This is a genomic window from Caulobacter sp. GW821-FHT10F06 (genome assembly GCF_058809215.1).
Window position 1 is genome coordinate 25,903 of record NZ_JBXASK010000010.1, and the last position, 18,212, is coordinate 44,114.

Below are 18,212 nucleotides of genomic sequence, written 5' to 3' on the forward strand. Positions count from 1 at the left end.
CTGCCACGCTCCAAAGATGATTAGAGCCCCTTCCAAAGGGCTCTAAGCGCGAGGGGCGGAATTGAGTTCGAAGATCACGATCCACGATGTCGCGCGCCAGTCCGGCGTGTCGATCAAGACCGTCTCCCGGGTCCTCAACCGCGAGCCCAACGTCAAGGCCGACACCCGCGACCGGGTGCAGGCGGCCGTGGCGGCGCTGAACTATCGTCCCAATGTCTCGGCGCGCAGCCTGGCGGGCTCGAAGGCCTATCTGATCGGCGTCTTCTTCGACAATCCCAGTCCCGGCTATATCACCGACGTCCAGTTGGGCGCGATCGCGCGTTGCCGCGAGGAGGGCTACCACCTGATCGTCGAGCCGCTGGATTCGGCGGCCGAGAACGTCGAGGAGCAGGTCGGGCCGATGCTCGCCAACCTGCGCATGGACGGGGTGATCCTGACCTCGCCGGTCTGCGACCATCCCGTGGTGCTGGCGGCGCTGGACCGTGAGGAAGTGCCCTATGTGCGCATCGCGCCGGGGCTGGATCTGGATCGTTCAGCCTGGGTCGGCATGGATGACCGGCTGGCGGCCTATGAGATGACCAAGCACCTGATCGCGCTGGGCCATCGCGATATCGGCTTCATTATCGGCCATCCCGACCACGGCGCGTCGCACCTGCGCCACAAGGGTTTCATGGACGCCATGGCCGACAGCGGCCTGGCGGTGCGGCCCGAGCGGGTCGAGCAGGGGCATTTCTCGTTCCGCTCCGGCTTCGACGCCGCCGAGCGCTTGCTCAGCAGCGACGACCGGCCGACAGCCGTGTTCGCCAGCAATGACGACATGGCGCTGGGCGTCATGGCGGTGGCCAATCGCCTGCGCCTGAACGTGCCCGAAGCCCTGTCGATCGCCGGCTTCGACGACACGCCCGGCGCCAAGATCACCTGGCCGCAGCTGACCACCGTGCGCCAGCCGATCGCCGCCATGGCGGGGGCGGCGGCCGACATGCTGCTGACCGGCGTCGACTGGGAGGACGGTGAAACCCCGCCGTCCAAGCTGTTGGATTTCCAACTGGTCATCCGCGAGTCCACCGGCAAGGCGCCCGCCTAGCCGGCCCTCGCAAGGCGCAGCGAAGGTCCTTGGTTGACAGCGCTGTCTGATTGCGTTGTCATCCTACCAACCAAGAACGGCGCCCGTGAGGCGACGTCGGGAGGAAGCTGGAGTTCTCGACCTCATTTTCACGCCTCGCCGCGTTCGCGCGGCAGCCTGTCCGAGAGGACGGGACGGGCGAATTCGTCTTCTCGACGCGGTGAGCCTGCATCCGCCGCGTCGAGCCTTTTCATTTGCGGTCTCGTGACCGCCCGCTGCTCAACGGGAAGATCAATGCTCGCTCGCCGCCGCCTCGCCCATGCCTCGGTTCTCGCCCTTCTAGCGGCCGGAAGCCTCGCTGGAGCGGCCTTCGCCCAGGTGCCGTCCGCGGTGGCGCATCCGGAGCTGTGGCCCAAGGCGGCCAGCCCGGCGACCATCACCGACGCCAAGACCGAGGCCTTCATTACCGAGTTGATGAGCAAGATGAGCCTGGAGGAGAAGGTCGGCCAGACCATTCAGGCCGATGGCGCGTCGATCACGCCGGACGAGCTGCGCCACTATCCGCTGGGCTCGGTGGAGGCCGGCGGCAACACCGCGCCCGACGGCAATGACCGCGCCGCCGCCGCCCGCTGGGTGGAGTGGATCAAGGCCTATCGCGCCGTGGCGCTGGAGAAGCGCGAGGGTCACACCGCCATCCCGATCATCTTCGGCATCGACGCTGTCCACGGCCACAACAACGTCGTGGGCGCGACGATCTTCCCGCACAATGTCGGCCTGGGCGCGACGCGTGATCCCGACCTGATCCGCCGCATCGGCGAGGCGACGGCCGCCGAGGTCGCCTCGACCGGCGCCGACTGGACCTTCGGCCCCACCGTCGCTGTCCCGCGCGACGAGCGCTGGGGCCGAGCCTATGAGGGCTATGCCGAGGATCCTGAGGTCGTAAAGGCGTTCTCCGGTCCGATGACCCTGGGGCTGCAAGGCGTGCTGAAGGCTGGCCAGCCCCTGGCTTCCAACCACGTCGTCGGCTCGGCCAAGCACTTCCTGGCTGACGGCGGTACGCATGACGGCAAGGACCAGGGCGACGCTCAGATCTCGGAACAGGACCTCATCCGCCTGCACGCCCAGGGCTATCCGCCCGCCATCGACGCCGGCATCCTGACGGTGATGGTGTCGTTCTCAAGTTGGAACGGCGTCAAGCACACTGGCAACAAGAGCCTGCAGACCGACGTGCTGAAGGGGAAGATGGGCTTCCAGGGCTTCGTCGTCGGCGACTGGAACGCTCACGGCCAGGTCGAGGGCTGCACAAACACCAACTGTCCGCAGGCCTTCAACGCCGGCATGGACATGGTCATGGCGCCCGACAGCTGGAAGGGCCTGTTCGACAACACCTTGGCCCAGGTCAAGGCTGGCGTGATCCCGATGGCGCGGATCGACGACGCCGTGCGCCGCGTGCTGCGGGTCAAGGTCAAGGCGGGTCTCTTCGCCGACAAGCGTCCGCTGGAAGGCAGGTTCGAGCTGCTGGGCGCGCCCGAGCACCGGGCCGTCGCCCGCGAGGCGGTGCGCAAGTCGCTGGTGTTGCTGAAGAACCAGGGCGTTCTGCCGATCAAGAGTTCGGCCCGCGTGCTGGTGGCCGGCGACGGCGCCGACGACATCGGCAAGCAGGCCGGCGGCTGGACTCTGACCTGGCAAGGCACGGGCAACAAGAACAGCGACTTCCCGCATGGCCAATCGATCTATGCCGGCATCGCCGAGGCCGTGAAGGCCGGCGGGGGCTCCGCCGAGCTCGCCGTGGACGGCGCGTTCAAGACCAAGCCCGACGTCGCGGTCGTGGTGTTCGGGGAAAATCCGTATGCAGAGTTCCAAGGCGACGTCACCAACCTGGAATACCAGCCGGGCGACAAGACCGACCTGGCGCTCCTGAAGAAGCTCAAGGCCCAGGGCGTGCCGGTGGTGGCGGTGTTCTTGAGCGGCCGTCCGCTGTGGACCAATCCCGAGATCAACGCGGCCGACGCCTTCGTCGCGGCGTGGCTGCCTGGCAGCGAAGGCGGCGGGGTGGCCGACGTGCTGGTTGGGGACAAGGCCGGCAAGCCGCGCAACGACTTCACCGGCAAGCTCTCCTATTCCTGGCCCAAGCGCGCCAACCAGGTTCCGCTCAATCGCGGCGACGCCGGCTATGATCCGCAGTTCGCCTATGGCTATGGCCTCAGCTACGCCAAGCCGGCCAAGGTCGGTTTGCTGTCCGAAGACGCCGGCGTGGTTTCGGCGGCGGTGAACGTCGACCGCTACTTCATCGCCGGCCGCGCGCCGCCGCCCTGGACGCTGAACGTGGGCGGCGCGCTGTCGGTCAAGCCGATCGACGCGGGCGCCCAGGAAAACGCTCGCCTGGCCGAGTGGAGCGGGCAGGGGCAAGGCGCGTTGTCTGTCCTGGGGCAGCCCGTCGACCTGTCTCGCCAGACCACCGGCGACATGGCGGTGATGCTCCGCTACCGGGTCGACGCGACCCCGGAGAAACCGGTTACCCTGGCGATCGCCTGTGGCGAATCCTGCGGGGCGGGGATAGACGTAACGTCAACTTTCTCAGGCGCGAAAATCGGCGAATGGCGTACGGCCAAGATCAAATTGTCCTGTTTCAAGGCGAAGGGCGCGGATATGGCGCACATTTCGTCCCCGTTCGCCCTGTCGACCTCCGGACGATTTGCTCTGGCCTTCACCGAAATCCGGCTGGCCTCCAACGAGGGCGACGCCGTCTGCCCCGCGCCATAGTTCAACAGCAAGGAGCGGCCGCATGATCCGCGCGCGTCGTTCCCGCATCGTCGCCACCATCGGTCCGGCCTCGAGCTCGCCGGAGATGATCATCACCCTGGCCAAGGCCGGCGCCGATGTCTTCCGCCTGAACTTCAGCCACGGCGCGCACGAGACTCACGCCGCCGTCTATGCCGCCATCCGCGCGGCCGAGGCTGTGGTCGGGCGGCCATTGGGCATCCTGGCCGACCTGCAAGGCCCCAAGCTGCGCGTCGGTAAGTTCGCTAACGGTCCGGTGCAGCTCCAGGCCGGTCAGGCGTTCCGCTTCGACGCCGATCCGACGCCGGGCGACGAAACCCGCGTGCACCTGCCGCACCCCGAGATCCTGACGGCCATGCGCCCTGGCGCGACCCTGCTGCTGGACGACGGCAAGCTGCGGATGGTCGTGACCGAGGCCGGCCCTGGCTATGCCGACACCACTGTGGTCAACGGCGGCAAGCTGTCCGAGCGCAAGGGCGTGGCCGTGCCCGACGTTGTCATTCCGATGTCGCCCCTGACGCCGAAGGACCGCGAGGACCTGGCCTTCGCCCTGCGCCTGGGCGTCGACTGGGTGGCCCTGTCGTTCGTGCAGGCTCCGGAAGACATGGCCGAGCTGCGCCGCATCGTCGAAGGCCGCGCCGCCGTGCTGGCCAAGATCGAGAAACCGCAGGCCCTGCAATGCCTGGGTGCGATCATGGACCTGTGCGATGGCGTCATGGTCGCGCGCGGCGACCTTGGCGTCGAAATGGCTCCCGAAGAAGTGCCGGTGGCCCAGAAGGTGATCCTGCGGGCGGCGCGTGAGCGCGGCATCCCAGTGATCGTCGCCACCCAGATGCTGGAATCCATGACCAACTCGCCGACCCCGACCCGGGCCGAGGCTTCCGACGTCGCCAACGCCGTCTATGAGGGCGCCGACGCGGTCATGCTGTCGGCGGAGTCCGCGGCCGGCGACTATCCCGAAGAGGCCGTGTCGATGATGAACCGCATCATCGAGCGGGTGGAGCGCGATCCGCGCTGGCCCGAGTTGATGCAGGCCGAGCAGAACCACGACGACGATGACGCCGACGTGCTGGTGGTGGCCGCCGCCGGCGCGGCCAAGGCTGGCTCGACCAAGTGCCTCGTGGCGTTCACGACGACCGGCGCGACGGCGCGGCGGCTGTCGCGCGAGCGGCCGTTGCAGCCGGTCCTGGCGCTGTCGCCGCAGATCAACGCCGTGCGCCGCATGACCCTGGTCTGGGGCGTGGAGCCGCGCGTCAGCGCTCAGCCCGACAGCCTGGAGGTGGTCACGACCGACGCCTCGACCAAAGCGCTCGAACTGGGTCTGGTCGGACCGGGCGAGCGGCTGTTGGTTGTGGCCGGAACTCCGTTCGGCGCGCCTGGCGCGGCCAACCTGCTGCGGCTGGCCCACGCGCCCCTGCCGGTGCGCAAGCGCTAGGCGAAGGGCGTCGGCAACAGCCGTTCGTAGCCGCGCCTGACCGCGCCGTAGCACTCGCAGGTCATCGCCTCCAGGCCCGCGCGGTCGAGGATGTCGACCACGCCGCGCCGATAGCGGATAAGGCCCTTGGCCTGCAGCGAACCGGCGACGGCGGTGACCGTCGTGCGCTGAACGCCCAGCATGTCGGCCAGGAATTCCTGCGTCAGCTGCACCGTGTCGGCGTCGATCCGATCCCGGAACGAGAGCAACCAGCGGCAAAAGCGCGCCTCGACGGCGTGCAGCGCGTTGCAGGCCACCGATTGGATCGCATGGCCGAACAGCGCCTCGTTGTGGCGGTCGATCAGGCCGCGCAACACCGGCGCGCGAGGGCTGAGGTCGTGCAGCAGGTTCGCGCCGATGCGCGAGGCCATGCCCGGCGCCTGGACGATGGCGCGGCTCAGAGACTGCCGCGGGGCGACGGCCGCCATGATCCCCAGCGCGCCTTCGCGGCCGATGGCGGCGCACTCGATCGCCGCGCCGTTCTCCATCAACGTCATCAGAGAGATCACGCCGTCATGCGGGAAATAGACGGTCTCGATCCGATCGCCCGGATCGTAGAGCAAACGTCCGCGCTCCAGCTCGACAGGCGAGAGGTGAGGCGACAGCAGTGCGAATTCGTCGAATGGCAGCGCCAGGAGCAGACGGTTCTTCAAGGGGTGCTTTGGCCCTGTCATGGGAATCGAACGCCGTCTCCACGGCAAGGGTTGCAAGCTATAGGTTGGAAGCTTCGCTGGCGCCGTCGAGTAGCCGACACAATCCAGTTGACTCGAAGGTAAATTCAGATCGGTTGAGGCGAGGCATCTGTTGCCTCGAAGATTACATCTTTTGCCACTATGTCGACTTCCCGACTAATATTGCCTGTGTAGCCAAATCATTGAGAAGCAGAGGCTGGACTCCAGACATTCGAAAGGCCGCCCGACCCAAGGTCGAGCGGCCTCTGGACGGACCGATGCGTCGGTCGATCAGTTCAGGTCGAGATGCTTTTGCGTGCCCACGTCGGGGATCGAACCGCTGATGTTGGCCTTGGCGATCTCCCAGGCCAGGCGCACCGCGCCGCCCTTGGAGATCCACACCTCGGCGTCGGCGACGTCGAAGCGCAGCAGGGTCAGGTTCGGGTCGTCCTTGCCGTCCGGGTACCAGGCGGCGACCATCGGGTTCCAGTAGCGATCGATGCGGCTTTGGTCGCGCGCTTCGGTCAGCGCGCCGCCGACGCAGGCCTGGAAATCCTGATCCTTGGACTGCACGACGAACATGGCCTGGTCTTCGCCGTTGCCGACGGCGGTGGTCAGGTCGGCGTCGTTGCGGATGAAGAACCAGATCGCGCCCTCATCGGGTTCGGCGAAGGCGGTCATCGGCTGGAAGTGCTGGCGGGCGTCGGCGAGGCCGAGCATGCCGAAGCGCGTCTGCTCGATCTCTTTCCACAGGCGGCGCTCGGCCGTGTCGTCATTGACGTCTGGCATGGGGTTCTTCCTTGCGATTGGGGAATCGCAGGGAAGAACCGATAGCGAAGGCGGTGGTTCCGACGCTCCAGGTCCGATATCCGGGGTAGGATCGGACCCGCCATGCGCGCTTGCTCCGCCCTGGGCGGGCCAGTCCGGAGCAAACCTCGAGGGCGTTAGCGCGGCTTGGCGAAGGCCGAGGACATCCAGCCGCGCGCGCCGTTTTCGTCGTCGACTTCCATCCACACGCCGTTGCGGGCCCCGGTCGGATAGAGCGCGCCGCCGTTCTTCACATTGCCGACGATCGCCGCCGTCGGCGCGGCCGAGGCGCGCAGCGGCACGTCCTGGGTGGCCGACAGCGCGGCCGGCGAGCCGGAAGAGGCGGTGGTCGTGGTGGTCACCGACATCGAAGCGGGCGTGATCGCCGGCGTCGCGCCGCAGCCCTTGCCCTGATAGAGGCCGGCCATGATCGCGCGGCGCTGCTGGGCGATCTGGATGGCCTGGGCGCCTTCCTGGGCCTTGTTGGCGGCGGCGGTCTGGGCGGCGTTGGAGGCCATGGCGGCGAACCGGCCCAGGCCCGGCATGCGGGCGAGGGCGCCGCTGCGCAGGGCCGCCTCGACCCCGATGGTGGCTCCCAGATTGGCGGCGCGCGCCGTGCCGTCGGCGCTGGCCATGGTGGCGTTGGCCGCGCCCATGGCCTGCTCCATGCGTGCGATCTCGCCGGTGAGCTGCTCGCAGCTCATCGCTCCGTCCATCGGCGTGGTGATCTGCAGACCCTGAGCGCCGGCCTGGCCGGCCGCCGTCATCGCGCCGATCAGCGCCAGGCCCGTGATGATCTGCTTTGTGGTGGTGTTCATGGTTCAGCTCCCCGGTCGTTGCTGAACGACGGTATTTGGGGCGCTTGAGGCCGCCCATCCCCTGTTCAGGGGGGATGGGCGGGTTGGATCAGATCAGAAGCCTTGCAGGCTGGCGTAGCGATCGCGGTGGAACGACGCGCCGCCGAACAGGGCCTCGGCCACCCGCGCGCGCTTCATGTAGAGGCCCGCGTCATGAGCGTCGGTCATGCCGATGCCCCCGTGCATCTGGACCATCTCGTTGGAGGCCAGGTGCAGAACCTCGCTGGCCTTGGCCTTTGACAGCGAAGCCAGGGCGCGGGTGTCGCCGCCGGCGTCCAGGGCTTCCAGGGCGGCCTCGACGCAAGAGCGGGTGGTCTCCAGGTCGGTGAACCACTTGGCCGCGCGATGTTGTAAGGCCTGGAACGTGCCGATCACCTGACCGAACTGTGTGCGGGTCTTCAGGTACTCCAGCGTGATATCGAAGGCGGCATTGGCCGTGCCCAGCATCTCCGCGGCCAGACCGATATAGGCGCGGTCCAGAACAGGCTCGAGCACCGCCCAGCCCTTGTCGACCTCGCCCAGCACGGCGTCGGCTCCGACCTTCACGTCCGCGAAGATGATCCTGGCCGCGCCGCGCGAGTCGGCCAGCGCCAGGTGGGTGCGGGTGACGCCGGCCGCGTCGCCAGCGACGAGGAACACGGTCAGGCCGTCGCTGTCGCCCGGTTGGCCGCTGGTGCGGGCCGCGACGATCAGCAGGTCGGCGGCCTCGCCGTCGATGACGAAGGTCTTCTCGCCGTTCAGCACGAACCCGTCGCCGGACTGGGTCGCGGAGAGCGCGGTCTTCAGCGGCGCATGGTGCGAGTGCTCGTCGATCGCCAGGGTGGCGACCGCGTCGCCCAGGGCGATCTTGTCCAGCCAGGCCGCCTTCTGGGCGTCCGTGCCCGCAAGGGTCAGCGCCGAGGCCGAGATCAGGGCGGTCGACAGCAGGGGGGAGGCGACCAGGTTGCGACCGGTCTCTTCCAGCACCAGGCCCAGGCCCAGATAGCCGAAGGCCGAACCGTTGTGCTCTTCGGGCACGATCACGCCCGCCCATCCCATCTGGCCCATCTCGGACCAGGCGGCGGGGTCGAAGCTCGCGCCGGACTTGCCGTCGCGCAGTTTGCGCAGCGCTCCGACGGGGGCGCTGTCGGTGGTCCAGCCCTTGGCCGCGTCGCGTAGCATGCTCTGTTCTTCGGTCAGGACGGCCATGTCAGGCGTGCTCCCTCGATTGATGTTGGACGGCCCAGTCGAGGGCCTGTTCGAGACGGTCGTTGCCCCAGAAGAGCTCGCCGTCGGCGGTGACGAAACTGGGCGCGCCGAACACGCCCTGGCGGCGAGCCTCGGCGACGTGGTCTTTCAGCCTGGCCTTGACTGTATCGCTCTGGGCGGCTGCCAGGACGTGGTCCGGACCCGCGCCGACGGCCTCGATCAGCGGCGCCAGAACGGCGGGATCGCTGATGTCCAGGTCATCGACGAAATTGGCCTGGTAGACCGCCTGGCTGAAGGCCGGCGTCCAGCCGTCCTCCAGCCCGACGATGGCGATCCGCGCCGCGAGCAGGCCGTTGCGCGGGAACTGGCTGGGACGAACCAGCGGCAGGCCCTCGCGATCGCAGATCCGCTCCATGTCGCGCCACATATAGGCGCCCTTGACCGGATAGGTGTTGAACGGGCTGTCGGTCAGGCCCTGCTGCTCGTGGAACAACGGCCCGATGATCAGGGGCCGCCACGCGACGGCCACCCCCGCCTCGGCGGCCAGACGCTCGACGCGCATGGCCGCCGGATAGGAGTAGGTCGAGGCGAACTCGTACCAGAAAGTCAGCATCGGCTACTGGTGGTCCAGCAGGCCGAGCACGCGCTTGGCCACGACGTTGAGGTTGACCTCGCTGGTGCCGCCCTCGATCGAGTTGCCCTTCGAGCGCAGCATGCCGCGCGTGACCGTCAGCTCGTCCTTGGTGAAGCCTTCGCCCTCCCAGCCCAGGCCCTGCAGGCCCATGGCCTCGACCATCAGCTCGTAGCGTTCCTGATTCATCTTGGCGGCGGCGTATTTGATGATCGAGACGGCGGCGCTGGGGCCCTTGCCGGTCTTGGACTCCTGCTCGGCGCGGCGCACGGTCAGCATGAAGGCGTGGGCGTCCATGCGGTGGGCCGAGATGCGGGCGCGCAGGTCGCCGTCGTCCAGCTTGCCTTTCGAGTCGACGCCGACCTCCTTCTTGGCCACGTCCACGAGGTCCAGCCCGCCGCCGCCGCCAAAGCCCGAGGCGGAGATATTCTGGCGCTCGTACTGGAGGAGGCGCTTGGCGATGTCCCAGCCGCCGTTCAGCTTGCCGACCAGCTGCTCCTTGGGGACCTTCACATTGTCGAAGAAGGTCTCGCAGAACGGCGAAGAGCCGCTGATCAGCTTGATCGGACGGGCCTCGACGCCGGGCGTGGTCATGTCGAACAGCACGAAAGAGATGCCCTCGTGCTTCTTGGTCGTGTCGGTGCGCACCAGGCAGAAGATCCAGTCGGCCTGGTCGGCGTAGCTGGTCCACACCTTCTGGCCGTTGATCAGATAATGGTCGCCCTTGTCCTTGCACTTGGTTTGCAAGCTCGCGAGATCCGAGCCCGCGCCGGGCTCCGAATAGCCCTGGCACCAGCGGGTCTCGCCGCGCACGATCTCCGGCAGGAAGCGCTTCTTCTGCTCCTCGGTGGCGTATTCCAGCAGCACCGGACCCAGCATCCAGATCCCGAAGCTCATCAGGGCCGGGCGAGCCTTGAGGCGGCGCAGCTCCTGCTCCAGCACCTTGGCCTGCTCCTTGGAGAGCCCGCCGCCGCCATACTCCTTGGGCCAGGTCGGGGCGGTCCAGCCGCGCTCGCCCATGCGGTCCAGCCAAAGCTTGGCGTCGGGGTTCTTCCAGACCGCCTTCTTGCCGCCCCAGGGCGCGTCGTCCTCGCCCATCGGCGCGTTCAGCGATTTGGGATAGTTGGTCTCCAGCCAGGCGCGGGTCTCGGCGCGGAACGTGTCGAGCTCGGTTCCCCCGAAGTCGGCCATGGTCGTCTCTCCCTTGGGATCTTCATCTTCGACGTCTCTTCGGCGTCGCTCCTTGCCAGAGTACGCGACGCGGCGCGGTGGGCAAGTCGATTCAAACGTTCGTTTATCGCAAGGCGCGCGACCCGATCGCCGGTTCCGGCGTATAGAAAGGACAACCGTGGGATCCCGCAGGGATTCGCCGTTCCGGGATCTTGATGTCCGCGCCTCAACTCCGACCCGCGGCGCTCGCGATCGCGCCGACCCTGGCGGCGATCCTGGCCGCGTCTTCCGGCGTCATGCTGCTGGCCTCGGGCGCGACGCCGTCGGAGCCGACGCGTTTCGCCCTGCTTCTGGCCTTCGCCCCAGACCTGCTGATCGAGATCAGCCACTTCGTCTCGTCGATCCTGGGCCTGGTGCTGCTGCTGCTGGCCTTCGGCCTGCGCTCGCGGCTGGACGGCGCCTGGTGGGCGGCGGTGATCTCCCTGGCGGCCGCCGCGCTGCTGGCGATCTTCAAGGGGCTGAACTGGGAAGAGACGGCGCTGCTGACCGTCTGTTTCGGACTGATCGTGCCGTTCCACGAAGCCTTCCATCGCAAGGCGGCGCTCTTCCGGATGGAAATCACGCCCGGCTGGCTGCTGTCGGCCGCCGCTGCCTTGGCGGGGGTCGCGCTCTGCGGCTGGTGGACCTTTCATCACACCGAATATGCCGACAAATCCTGGATGCGGGTGATGGGCGACCAGGACGCGGCGCGGGCCATCCGCTCATCCGCCGCCGCCGCCATCTTGCTGCTGGCCATCGGCGTCTGGCGCCTGATCTCCACGCCCGCCACGCCGGCGGTGGTCGACGACACCGATCCGGAGTTCGACCGTGTCCGCGCGATCCTGGCCAAGGCCGAGGACGCCGAGCCGGGCTCGAACCTGGCCCTGCTGGGCGACAAGCGCTTCCTGTTCTCGGCCTCGGGCGAGACCTTCCTGATGTTCGGCGTGCGCGGACGCTCCTGGATCGCGCTCGGCCCGCCGGTCGGCCGTCGCGACGAGCGCATGGAACTGTTCTGGCGCTTCCGCGAACTGGCCGACGCCCACGCGGCGCGGGCCGGCTTCTACGCCCTGGGTCCTGACGACCTGCCCGACAGCGTCGACCTGGGCCTGGCCATCCAGAAGACCGGCGAAAGCGCCGCTGTGCCGTTGGAGGCCTTCTCGATGGCCGGCCGACGTCGCGAGGTGCTGCGCCGCAACTGGCGCAAGGCCGGCGAGGGCGGGGCGGCGTTCGAAGTCCTGCCCATCGGCGGCGCTGTCGAACTGATGGACGAGTTCAAGGCGATCTCCGACGCCTGGCTCGGCCACCATGCCGGCGGCGAGAAGAGCTTCTCGATGGGCGGCTTCGATCCGCGCTACGTCGCCGAGTTCCCGGTCGCCTTGGTGCGGTCGGAAGGCAAGATCGTCGCCTTCGCCACGCTGTGGACCACAGCGCACAAGGCCGCGTTCTCTATGGACCTGATGCGCTACTCCGACGACGCGCCCAAGAACGTCATGGACTACCTGTTCGTCGAGCTTCTGCAGTGGGGCAAGGACGAGGGCTACCAGGCGTTCGAGTTCGGCATGGCCCCGCTGGCCGGTCTGGAGGATCGTCCGCTGGCCCCGATCATGTCGCGCGTGGGCCGTCTGCTCTATGAGCGGGGAGAAGAGATCTACAATTTCCAGGGCGTTCGTCGCTACAAGGACAAATACGACCCTGTCTGGCAGCCGCGCTATATTGCCGCGCCGCACAAGTGGGCGATCCCTTTTCTGCTCGCCGACATCGGTTTGCTGTCTTCCGGCGGCGTCAGTGGGCTTGCCAAGCGGCCAAAACGGGCCGCGACCTAATAACGCGTCTGGTTACCCGTCTGCAGGCCCAGAAGGTTCAGCAGATGCACCGTCAGCAGCATGATCGCCACCGCGCAAAGCATCATCAGCGGGCGCCATGGCATGAGGCGCGGGCCCTTTAACACATTGGGCGGGCGCGCTCCGCGCCATCCGCAGAACACGGCCAGCGCCAGCAGGATGATCAGGGCCGTGACAGTGAAGGAGACGTCCATGGCCTCTCAATGGCCTGCGACAATCGGTCTGGCAAATAGTTAACGCGCGTTAACCCTCTTGATTTTTAGGCGCGCTAAACATGGTTAAAGGTGTGTCCTGATTCCTCCCCTGATGAATCGCAAACCCACTACATTTAGCGATTTGGTCGCGTTTACACCCCAGGAATCGGTGACTAGCGTTGGTCCCCAAGTACGGGGAGAACGATTCGTATGACGGCCGCAGCGCCATGGAGCGTAAAGGGAATTGATCCCAAGGCACGGGAGGTCGCAAAGGACCTCGCGCGTCGCTCCGGCATGACGTTGGGCGAGTGGCTCAACCGCATGATCATCGAGGGCGAAGGGCAGGGCGGCGACGCTTCGGCCGCTGACGCCTTTGGCGGCGGCGCTCAGGATCGCGCGAACCGTCCCTATCTCCACATCGCCGGCGACGACGACGCGCCGCCCCGCATCGAGATCGCCGAGCACCCCGCCGACGAGGTTGGACGCGTGGCCTTGGCCCTCGATCGCCTGACCGACCGCATCGAGGCCGCCGAAGGCCGCTCCGCCGCCGCCATTTCGGGCATCGACCAATCCGTCCGCGGCGCGCTCACGCGATTGGCACAATCAGAACGTGAACAGATCGCCGTCGCCGCCCGTTTCGAAGGGGCTGTGGACGAGATCAAATCAGAACAGGCTCGCGCGGCCGAACGTCTGCGCCGTATCGACGCCGAAGCCGCTGGCCCGCGCTCGGCCGAGGCCCTGCGCGCCCTGGAAGGCGCGCTTGGCAAGGTGGCCGGCCATCTTTACGAAGGCGAAGCCCGCACCCGCGAGGCCATCGCCGCGCTCGAAGCCCGTCTCGACGCCCAGCCGGCCGCCCCCGCCGCCGATCCGACCGCCGTGGTCAACGAAGTCGTCGCTCGCCTGGGCGAACGCCTGGAAGCCGCCGAGACCCGCACCGCCGACGCCCTGCGCGAACTGGGCGCGTCGTTCTCCGCGCTCGACGGCCGTCTGAAGACGGTGGAAGGCGGCGGCGGCGCGACCGCCGATGTCCAGGAACGCCTCGACCAACTGGCCGGCGACCTGACCAAGCGCATGGAAGCCGCGCGCCTGGAAATGGCGACGAAGCTGCGTGACACCGCCGACGGCCGTTTCGATCGCATGGAGCGCAAGCTCGGCGAGATGGCCGCCCACGTGCAGGCTGCCGAGCAGCGCTCGGCCCAGGCCATCGAGCGCATGGGTCGTGAAGTCGTCGGCATGGCCGAAGCCTTCAACCGCCGCGTCCACGCCGCCGAGAGCCGCAACGCCGCCGCCATCGAGCAGGTGGGCGGCGAGGTCGCTCGCATCGCTTCGACCGTCGAGCACAAGCTGAACCGCGCCGACAGCGTCCAGGCCCAGGCCCTCGAGAAGCTGGGCGCCGAGATCGCCCGCATCACCGAGAAGCTGGCCGAGCGCATCGGCAACGCCGAGCGCCGCAACGCCCTGGCCATTGACGATGTCGGCGAGCAGGTCACCCGCGTCACCGACCGCCTCAACCAGCGCCAGGAGCGCTCGTCGCAGGAGCTGATCGACCGCATCCGCCAGAGCGAGGAGCGCACCGCGCGCATGCTCGACGAGGCCCGCGAGAAGATCGACACGCGCCTCAGCGACGCCCAGCGCAAGCTGGCCGAAATCCCGCCGGCCCCCGCGCCGGCGCCGGTCTCGCGCGCCTCGGTCTCGCCGTTCGAGACCGCCAGCTATTCCTTCGGCGGCGAGAGCGTCGTCGACGAGGACGTGTTCAACGCCCCGCCGCCGCCTGCGGCGCGCGCTCCGGCTCCCACTTTCGCCGCCGCTCCGGCCTTCGAAGTCGCAGCGTTCCCGGCCGTCGAGACCGAACCTCCCAGCTTCGACGACGACGACTACGAGGCCGCCGACGGTTTCGTCAGCCAGGCGCCGTCGGAAGCCGTCGAGAGCCATGAGCCAGCCTCCGACTTCGGCACGTTCTCGGCGCCCGAAGCTGATCCGGCCCGCCCGCTGTCGACCCGTGAAGTGATCGAGCAGGCCCGCGCCGCCGCGCGCGCCGCCGCGGCCATCGACGCCAAGGCCAAGAAGGACGGCAAGAAAGAGAAGTCCAAGGACAAGCCGGCGCGGACCTCGCTGTTCGCGGGCTTCGGCTCCAAGGCCTCAGCCAAGGCGCCCAAGCGCCGGGTGGGCTCGACCGTCGCCACCGCCTTCATGGTGTTCGGCGTGGCCGGCGCCATGGGCGCGGGCGTCGCGGGCCTGCTGCTGCCCGACCATGGCGAAAACCAGGTTCCCGATCGCGTCGCCCAGGCCATTGCCGGTCGCAAGTCCGACGTCGAGATCAAGACGGCCGAGGCCGACACGACGCCGGGCCTGCCCCGCGCCGCCGTCGCCCTGGCGCCGCAACTGATCGCTCCGGCCGCCGATGAGACCACGCCGCTGCCGCCGGCTCCGCCGCAAGAGAACGCTCAGGCGCTGTTCGACGAAGGCGTTCGCAAGATCGAGGCGAAGGATCGCTCCGGCGTCGAGATCATGCGCAAGGCCGCCAATCTCGGTCTGCCGCGCGCCCAGTTCTATCTCGGCAAGATGTACGAGATGGGCGAGGGCGGCGTGAAGAAGGACCTCGTCGAGGCCCGCCGCTGGACCGAACGCGCCGCCACCGCCGGTGACCCGCGCGCCATGCACAACCTGGCCCTTTTCTACTTCAAGGGCGAGGGCGGCCCCAAGAACTCGACCTCGGCTGCGAGCTGGTTCCGCAAGGCCGCCGACCAGGGTCTGGTCGACAGCCAGTTCAACCTCGCCCAGCTGTACGAAGGCGGCTGGGGCGTCAGCCAGAACCCGGCCGAGGCCTACAAGTGGTACGTGATCGCGGGCCGCGCCGGCGACGCCACCTCCAAGGCCCGCGCCACGGCCTTGCGTCCGCAGCTGACCGCGGAGGCTCAGCGCACCGCCGATCGCTCGGCCTTCGCGTTCCGTCCGCAGACCGTCACGGCCTCGGTGGCCGCTAACACGACCACCGCCGCTCCGGCGGGGCAGGCCAATCTGGGCACCGCCCAACGCGTGCTGTCGCAACTGGGCTACTACCAAGGTCCACGCGATGGCGTGGCGTCGCCGGCCCTGCGCATGGCCATCGCCGCCTATCAGCGCGACCAGGGCCTGCAATCGTCCGGCGCGCTGGACGGCGAAACCCTGAACAGGCTTTCGGTCTACGCGCGTTGACCGCGCGCTCGGGCGGCGGCAATCAAGAAGCCCCGCCCAAGCCGTTCGGTCCCTGACGCGTGCATCTCTACCTCCCCATCGCCGAAGTGTCGGTGAACGCGCTGCTGCTGGTGGCGCTGGGAGGCATGGTCGGCTTCATTTCCGGCCTGTTCGGCATCGGCGGCGGCTTCTTGATGACGCCCGTGCTGGTGTTCATGGGCATCCCGCCGGTAGTGGCCGTGGCCAGCGAGGCCAATCACGTCGCGGCCTCGTCCGTCTCCAGCGTCATCGCCTATAGCCGCAAGCGGGTCGTCGATTTCCGGATGGGCGGGGTGCTGGCCGCCGGCGGCGCGGTGGGCTCGTTCATCGGGGTCGAGGTGTTCCGCTGGCTGCGCCTGATCGGCCAGGCGGACCTGGCGGTTTCGCTGTCCTATCTCGTCTTCCTGGGGATCATCGGCGGGCTGATGCTGACCGAGTCGGTCGGGGCCATCCTGCGCCGCCGCCGAGGCCAGCCGCCCAAGCCCAGGCGCGAGCGGCGGCCGATGCTGCTGTACGCCCTGCCGTTCAAGGTCCGTTTCCCGCGCTCGCGGCTCTATATCAGCGTCATTCCGCCCATCGCCCTGGGAGTCTTCGTCGGCGTCTTGTCGGCGATCATGGGGGTGGGCGGCGGCTTCATCCTGGTGCCGGCGATGATCTATCTGCTGCGCATGCCCGCCTCGGTGGTGGTGGGGACCAGCCTGTTCCAGATCGTCATCACCACCTCCTTGACCAGCGTGCTGCAGGCCGGCCGCAACCAAACTGTCGACATCGTGCTGGCCACCCTGCTGCTGATCGGCGGCGTGGTCGGGGCGCAACTGGGCGCGCGGGCGTCGGGCCGGTTCCGTGCCGAGGAGATGCGAGCCCTGCTGGCGCTTCTGGTCCTTCTGGTGGGCTTGCGCATGGGGCTGAGCCTGTTCCTGACCCCGGACGAGCCCTTCGTGCTGATCAGCGGGGCGGCGCGATGATGCCTCTGGTCGAAGCGCCTCATCCCGTCTCCACCGCGGCGGTCTCGGCCGCCCTGACCGAGGCTGACGTCAAGGTCACCTCCGGCTTTCGCGGGGCGCGGATCGTGCTGTACGGCGCGGTCTTCGATCCCCAAGCCAGGCCCAGCGACGTGGTCGTCATCGTGCGGGGGCCTGACCAGCCGATCCGCATCGCCCGCAAGACCCAGGTCGCGGGCCTATGGCTGAACGGCCGGCCCGTGGTGTTCGAGGGCGCGCCGGGCTTCTACCGAGTCGCCTCGACCCGCCCCTTGAACGAGATCGCCGGTTTCGGGCCGCTTCGGCGCCTGGGCGCGGGATTGGAGCACCTCTCTATCGCCGCGCCCTTGGAACGTCGGGTCGAGACCCGCTACGGCGTTCGCGACGTGGTCGTCAGCCGCCTGGGCGCCGACTATCTCGACTGGCGACGGGCTGTGCTGCGCCTGAAGAGCCGTGCCGGTCTCTACGCCGCCGACCCGACGGGCGTGCGGTTTGTCGACAAGGACCTGTTCCGCGCCGGCATCGATCTCCCCGCCGAAGCGCCCATTGGACAGTACCAGGCGCGGATCATCCTCTTTCAGGATGGAAAACCGGTGTCGATCCGTGACAGAAGCCTTGTCGTCGAGAAGGTCGGGGCCGAACGGGCCCTGTACCTCTTCGCCAAAGATCGTCCGTGGACCTATGGGCTCGTCTCGGTAATAGTCGCGCTCGGGGCAGGGTGGGCCGCTTCGGTGGCCTTCCGGAGGAGTTGAGTCATGAGCGAACCCGTGGCGGATCGCGTACCGGCGCCGCCGGCGGTTTGGGTGTTCGGTCTTGCGACCCTGATTCCGTTCTTCGTCGCCTCAGGCGTCTTTTGCTATGGCCCGGCCAGCGCCCAGAGCGGCGCGCTCGTCTCGCTGCTGGCCTATTCGACCGCCATCGTCTCGTATTTCGGCGGCGTGCGGACCGGGCTCGAGATCGAAAATCCCAGCCCAAGATGGGTGGTCCTGGGTCTGTCGCTGCTGTTCCCGCTGGCCGGATTCGGCCTCCTGCTGGGAGAGCTTCGCTTCGAGCCGGCCTGGCAACTGTCGGGCTTCCTGCTGGTCTTCCTGCTGCAATGGGTCTGGGACGTGACGGACCATGACGGCCCGGCCTGGCGTCCCCGGATGCGGACCCTCCTGACCTCGGGCGCCGCCATCTCCCTGGCGTTCGCCCTCGAGCAAGCCCTGCACATGTAGCGTTGGAGCGCGACGCCCTCGCTTCTTCTCCAACCTCAGATTGCTCCCAGCACATGGGCGGCTGATAGTCCAAGGACCGTCGCCAT

Annotated in this window: 15 protein-coding genes; 8 read left to right on the top strand and 7 right to left on the bottom strand. The window is 68.1% G+C overall.

The features are described from left to right. Positions 1–61: 61 nt before the first annotated feature. The 3 genes from AC1RUS_RS20190 (at position 62) to pyk (ending at position 5,279) form a co-directional block, all read left to right on the top strand. Complete coding sequence (locus AC1RUS_RS20190) at positions 62–1,084, top strand: LacI family DNA-binding transcriptional regulator (RefSeq protein ID WP_492918384.1); 1,023 nt, start codon at positions 62–64, stop codon at positions 1,082–1,084. 273 nt (positions 1,085–1,357) lie between these two features. Beyond that, positions 1,358–3,826: a glycoside hydrolase family 3 protein gene (locus AC1RUS_RS20195; protein WP_492918386.1), complete on the top strand. Its 2,469-nt coding sequence runs from the start codon at positions 1,358–1,360 to the stop codon at positions 3,824–3,826. 22 nt (positions 3,827–3,848) lie between these two features. After that, positions 3,849–5,279, top strand: coding sequence for a pyruvate kinase (gene pyk, locus AC1RUS_RS20200; RefSeq protein ID WP_492918387.1), 1,431 nt, complete (start codon positions 3,849–3,851; stop codon positions 5,277–5,279). Here the strand turns inward: pyk and AC1RUS_RS20205 are convergent. The 6 genes from AC1RUS_RS20205 to AC1RUS_RS20230 form a co-directional block, all read right to left on the bottom strand. After that, a complete protein-coding gene (locus AC1RUS_RS20205) occupies positions 5,276–5,971 on the bottom strand; it encodes a Crp/Fnr family transcriptional regulator (protein WP_492918389.1) in 696 nt (231 codons plus the stop codon). The two genes, pyk and AC1RUS_RS20205, sit on opposite strands and share 4 nt — an antisense overlap. A gap of 309 nt (positions 5,972–6,280) precedes the next feature. Continuing rightward, positions 6,281–6,778 (bottom strand): pyridoxamine 5'-phosphate oxidase family protein, encoded by a 498-nt coding sequence (locus AC1RUS_RS20210; protein ID WP_492918390.1) that lies wholly within the window; start codon positions 6,776–6,778, stop codon positions 6,281–6,283. A 155-nt stretch (positions 6,779–6,933) separates the two neighbouring features. Next, complete coding sequence (locus AC1RUS_RS20215; protein ID WP_492918392.1) at positions 6,934–7,614, bottom strand: SH3 domain-containing protein; 681 nt, start codon at positions 7,612–7,614, stop codon at positions 6,934–6,936. A gap of 93 nt (positions 7,615–7,707) precedes the next feature. After that, a complete protein-coding gene (locus AC1RUS_RS20220) occupies positions 7,708–8,841 on the bottom strand; it encodes an acyl-CoA dehydrogenase family protein (protein ID WP_492918393.1) in 1,134 nt (377 codons plus the stop codon). A gap of 1 nt (position 8,842) precedes the next feature. Then, positions 8,843–9,454, bottom strand: coding sequence for a 2-hydroxychromene-2-carboxylate isomerase (locus AC1RUS_RS20225; protein ID WP_492918394.1), 612 nt, complete (start codon positions 9,452–9,454; stop codon positions 8,843–8,845). A 3-nt stretch (positions 9,455–9,457) separates the two neighbouring features. Further along, positions 9,458–10,663: an acyl-CoA dehydrogenase family protein gene (locus tag AC1RUS_RS20230; RefSeq protein ID WP_492918396.1), complete on the bottom strand. Its 1,206-nt coding sequence runs from the start codon at positions 10,661–10,663 to the stop codon at positions 9,458–9,460. 194 nt (positions 10,664–10,857) lie between these two features. Between AC1RUS_RS20230 and AC1RUS_RS20235 the strand changes: the two genes are divergently transcribed. Next, entirely contained in the window at positions 10,858–12,504 is a 1,647-nt protein-coding gene (locus tag AC1RUS_RS20235; protein WP_492918397.1) for a phosphatidylglycerol lysyltransferase domain-containing protein, read from the top strand. Here the strand turns inward: AC1RUS_RS20235 and AC1RUS_RS20240 are convergent. Continuing rightward, complete coding sequence (locus tag AC1RUS_RS20240) at positions 12,501–12,716, bottom strand: hypothetical protein (protein WP_492918398.1); 216 nt, start codon at positions 12,714–12,716, stop codon at positions 12,501–12,503. The genes AC1RUS_RS20235 and AC1RUS_RS20240 overlap by 4 nt on opposite strands. Before the next feature lie 210 nt (positions 12,717–12,926). Here AC1RUS_RS20240 and AC1RUS_RS20245 point away from each other — a divergent pair, with 210 nt between their 5' ends. From AC1RUS_RS20245 to AC1RUS_RS20260, 4 genes are read left to right on the top strand one after another with little or no spacing between them, the layout of a single operon-like run. Next, positions 12,927–15,911, top strand: a complete 2,985-nt coding sequence (locus AC1RUS_RS20245) for a peptidoglycan-binding protein (RefSeq protein ID WP_492918399.1) — start codon at positions 12,927–12,929, stop codon at positions 15,909–15,911. Positions 15,912–15,970: 59 nt separating this feature from the next. Continuing rightward, on the top strand, positions 15,971–16,894 hold the full coding sequence (locus AC1RUS_RS20250; RefSeq protein ID WP_492918401.1) for a sulfite exporter TauE/SafE family protein: 924 nt from the start codon (positions 15,971–15,973) through the stop codon (positions 16,892–16,894). Further along, on the top strand, positions 16,891–17,661 hold the full coding sequence (locus AC1RUS_RS20255) for a TIGR02186 family protein (protein ID WP_492918403.1): 771 nt from the start codon (positions 16,891–16,893) through the stop codon (positions 17,659–17,661). The genes AC1RUS_RS20250 and AC1RUS_RS20255 overlap by 4 nt, the downstream gene beginning before the upstream one ends. Before the next feature lie 3 nt (positions 17,662–17,664). After that, a complete protein-coding gene (locus tag AC1RUS_RS20260; RefSeq protein ID WP_492918404.1) occupies positions 17,665–18,126 on the top strand; it encodes a DUF3429 domain-containing protein in 462 nt (153 codons plus the stop codon). Positions 18,127–18,212: the final 86 nt, after the last annotated feature.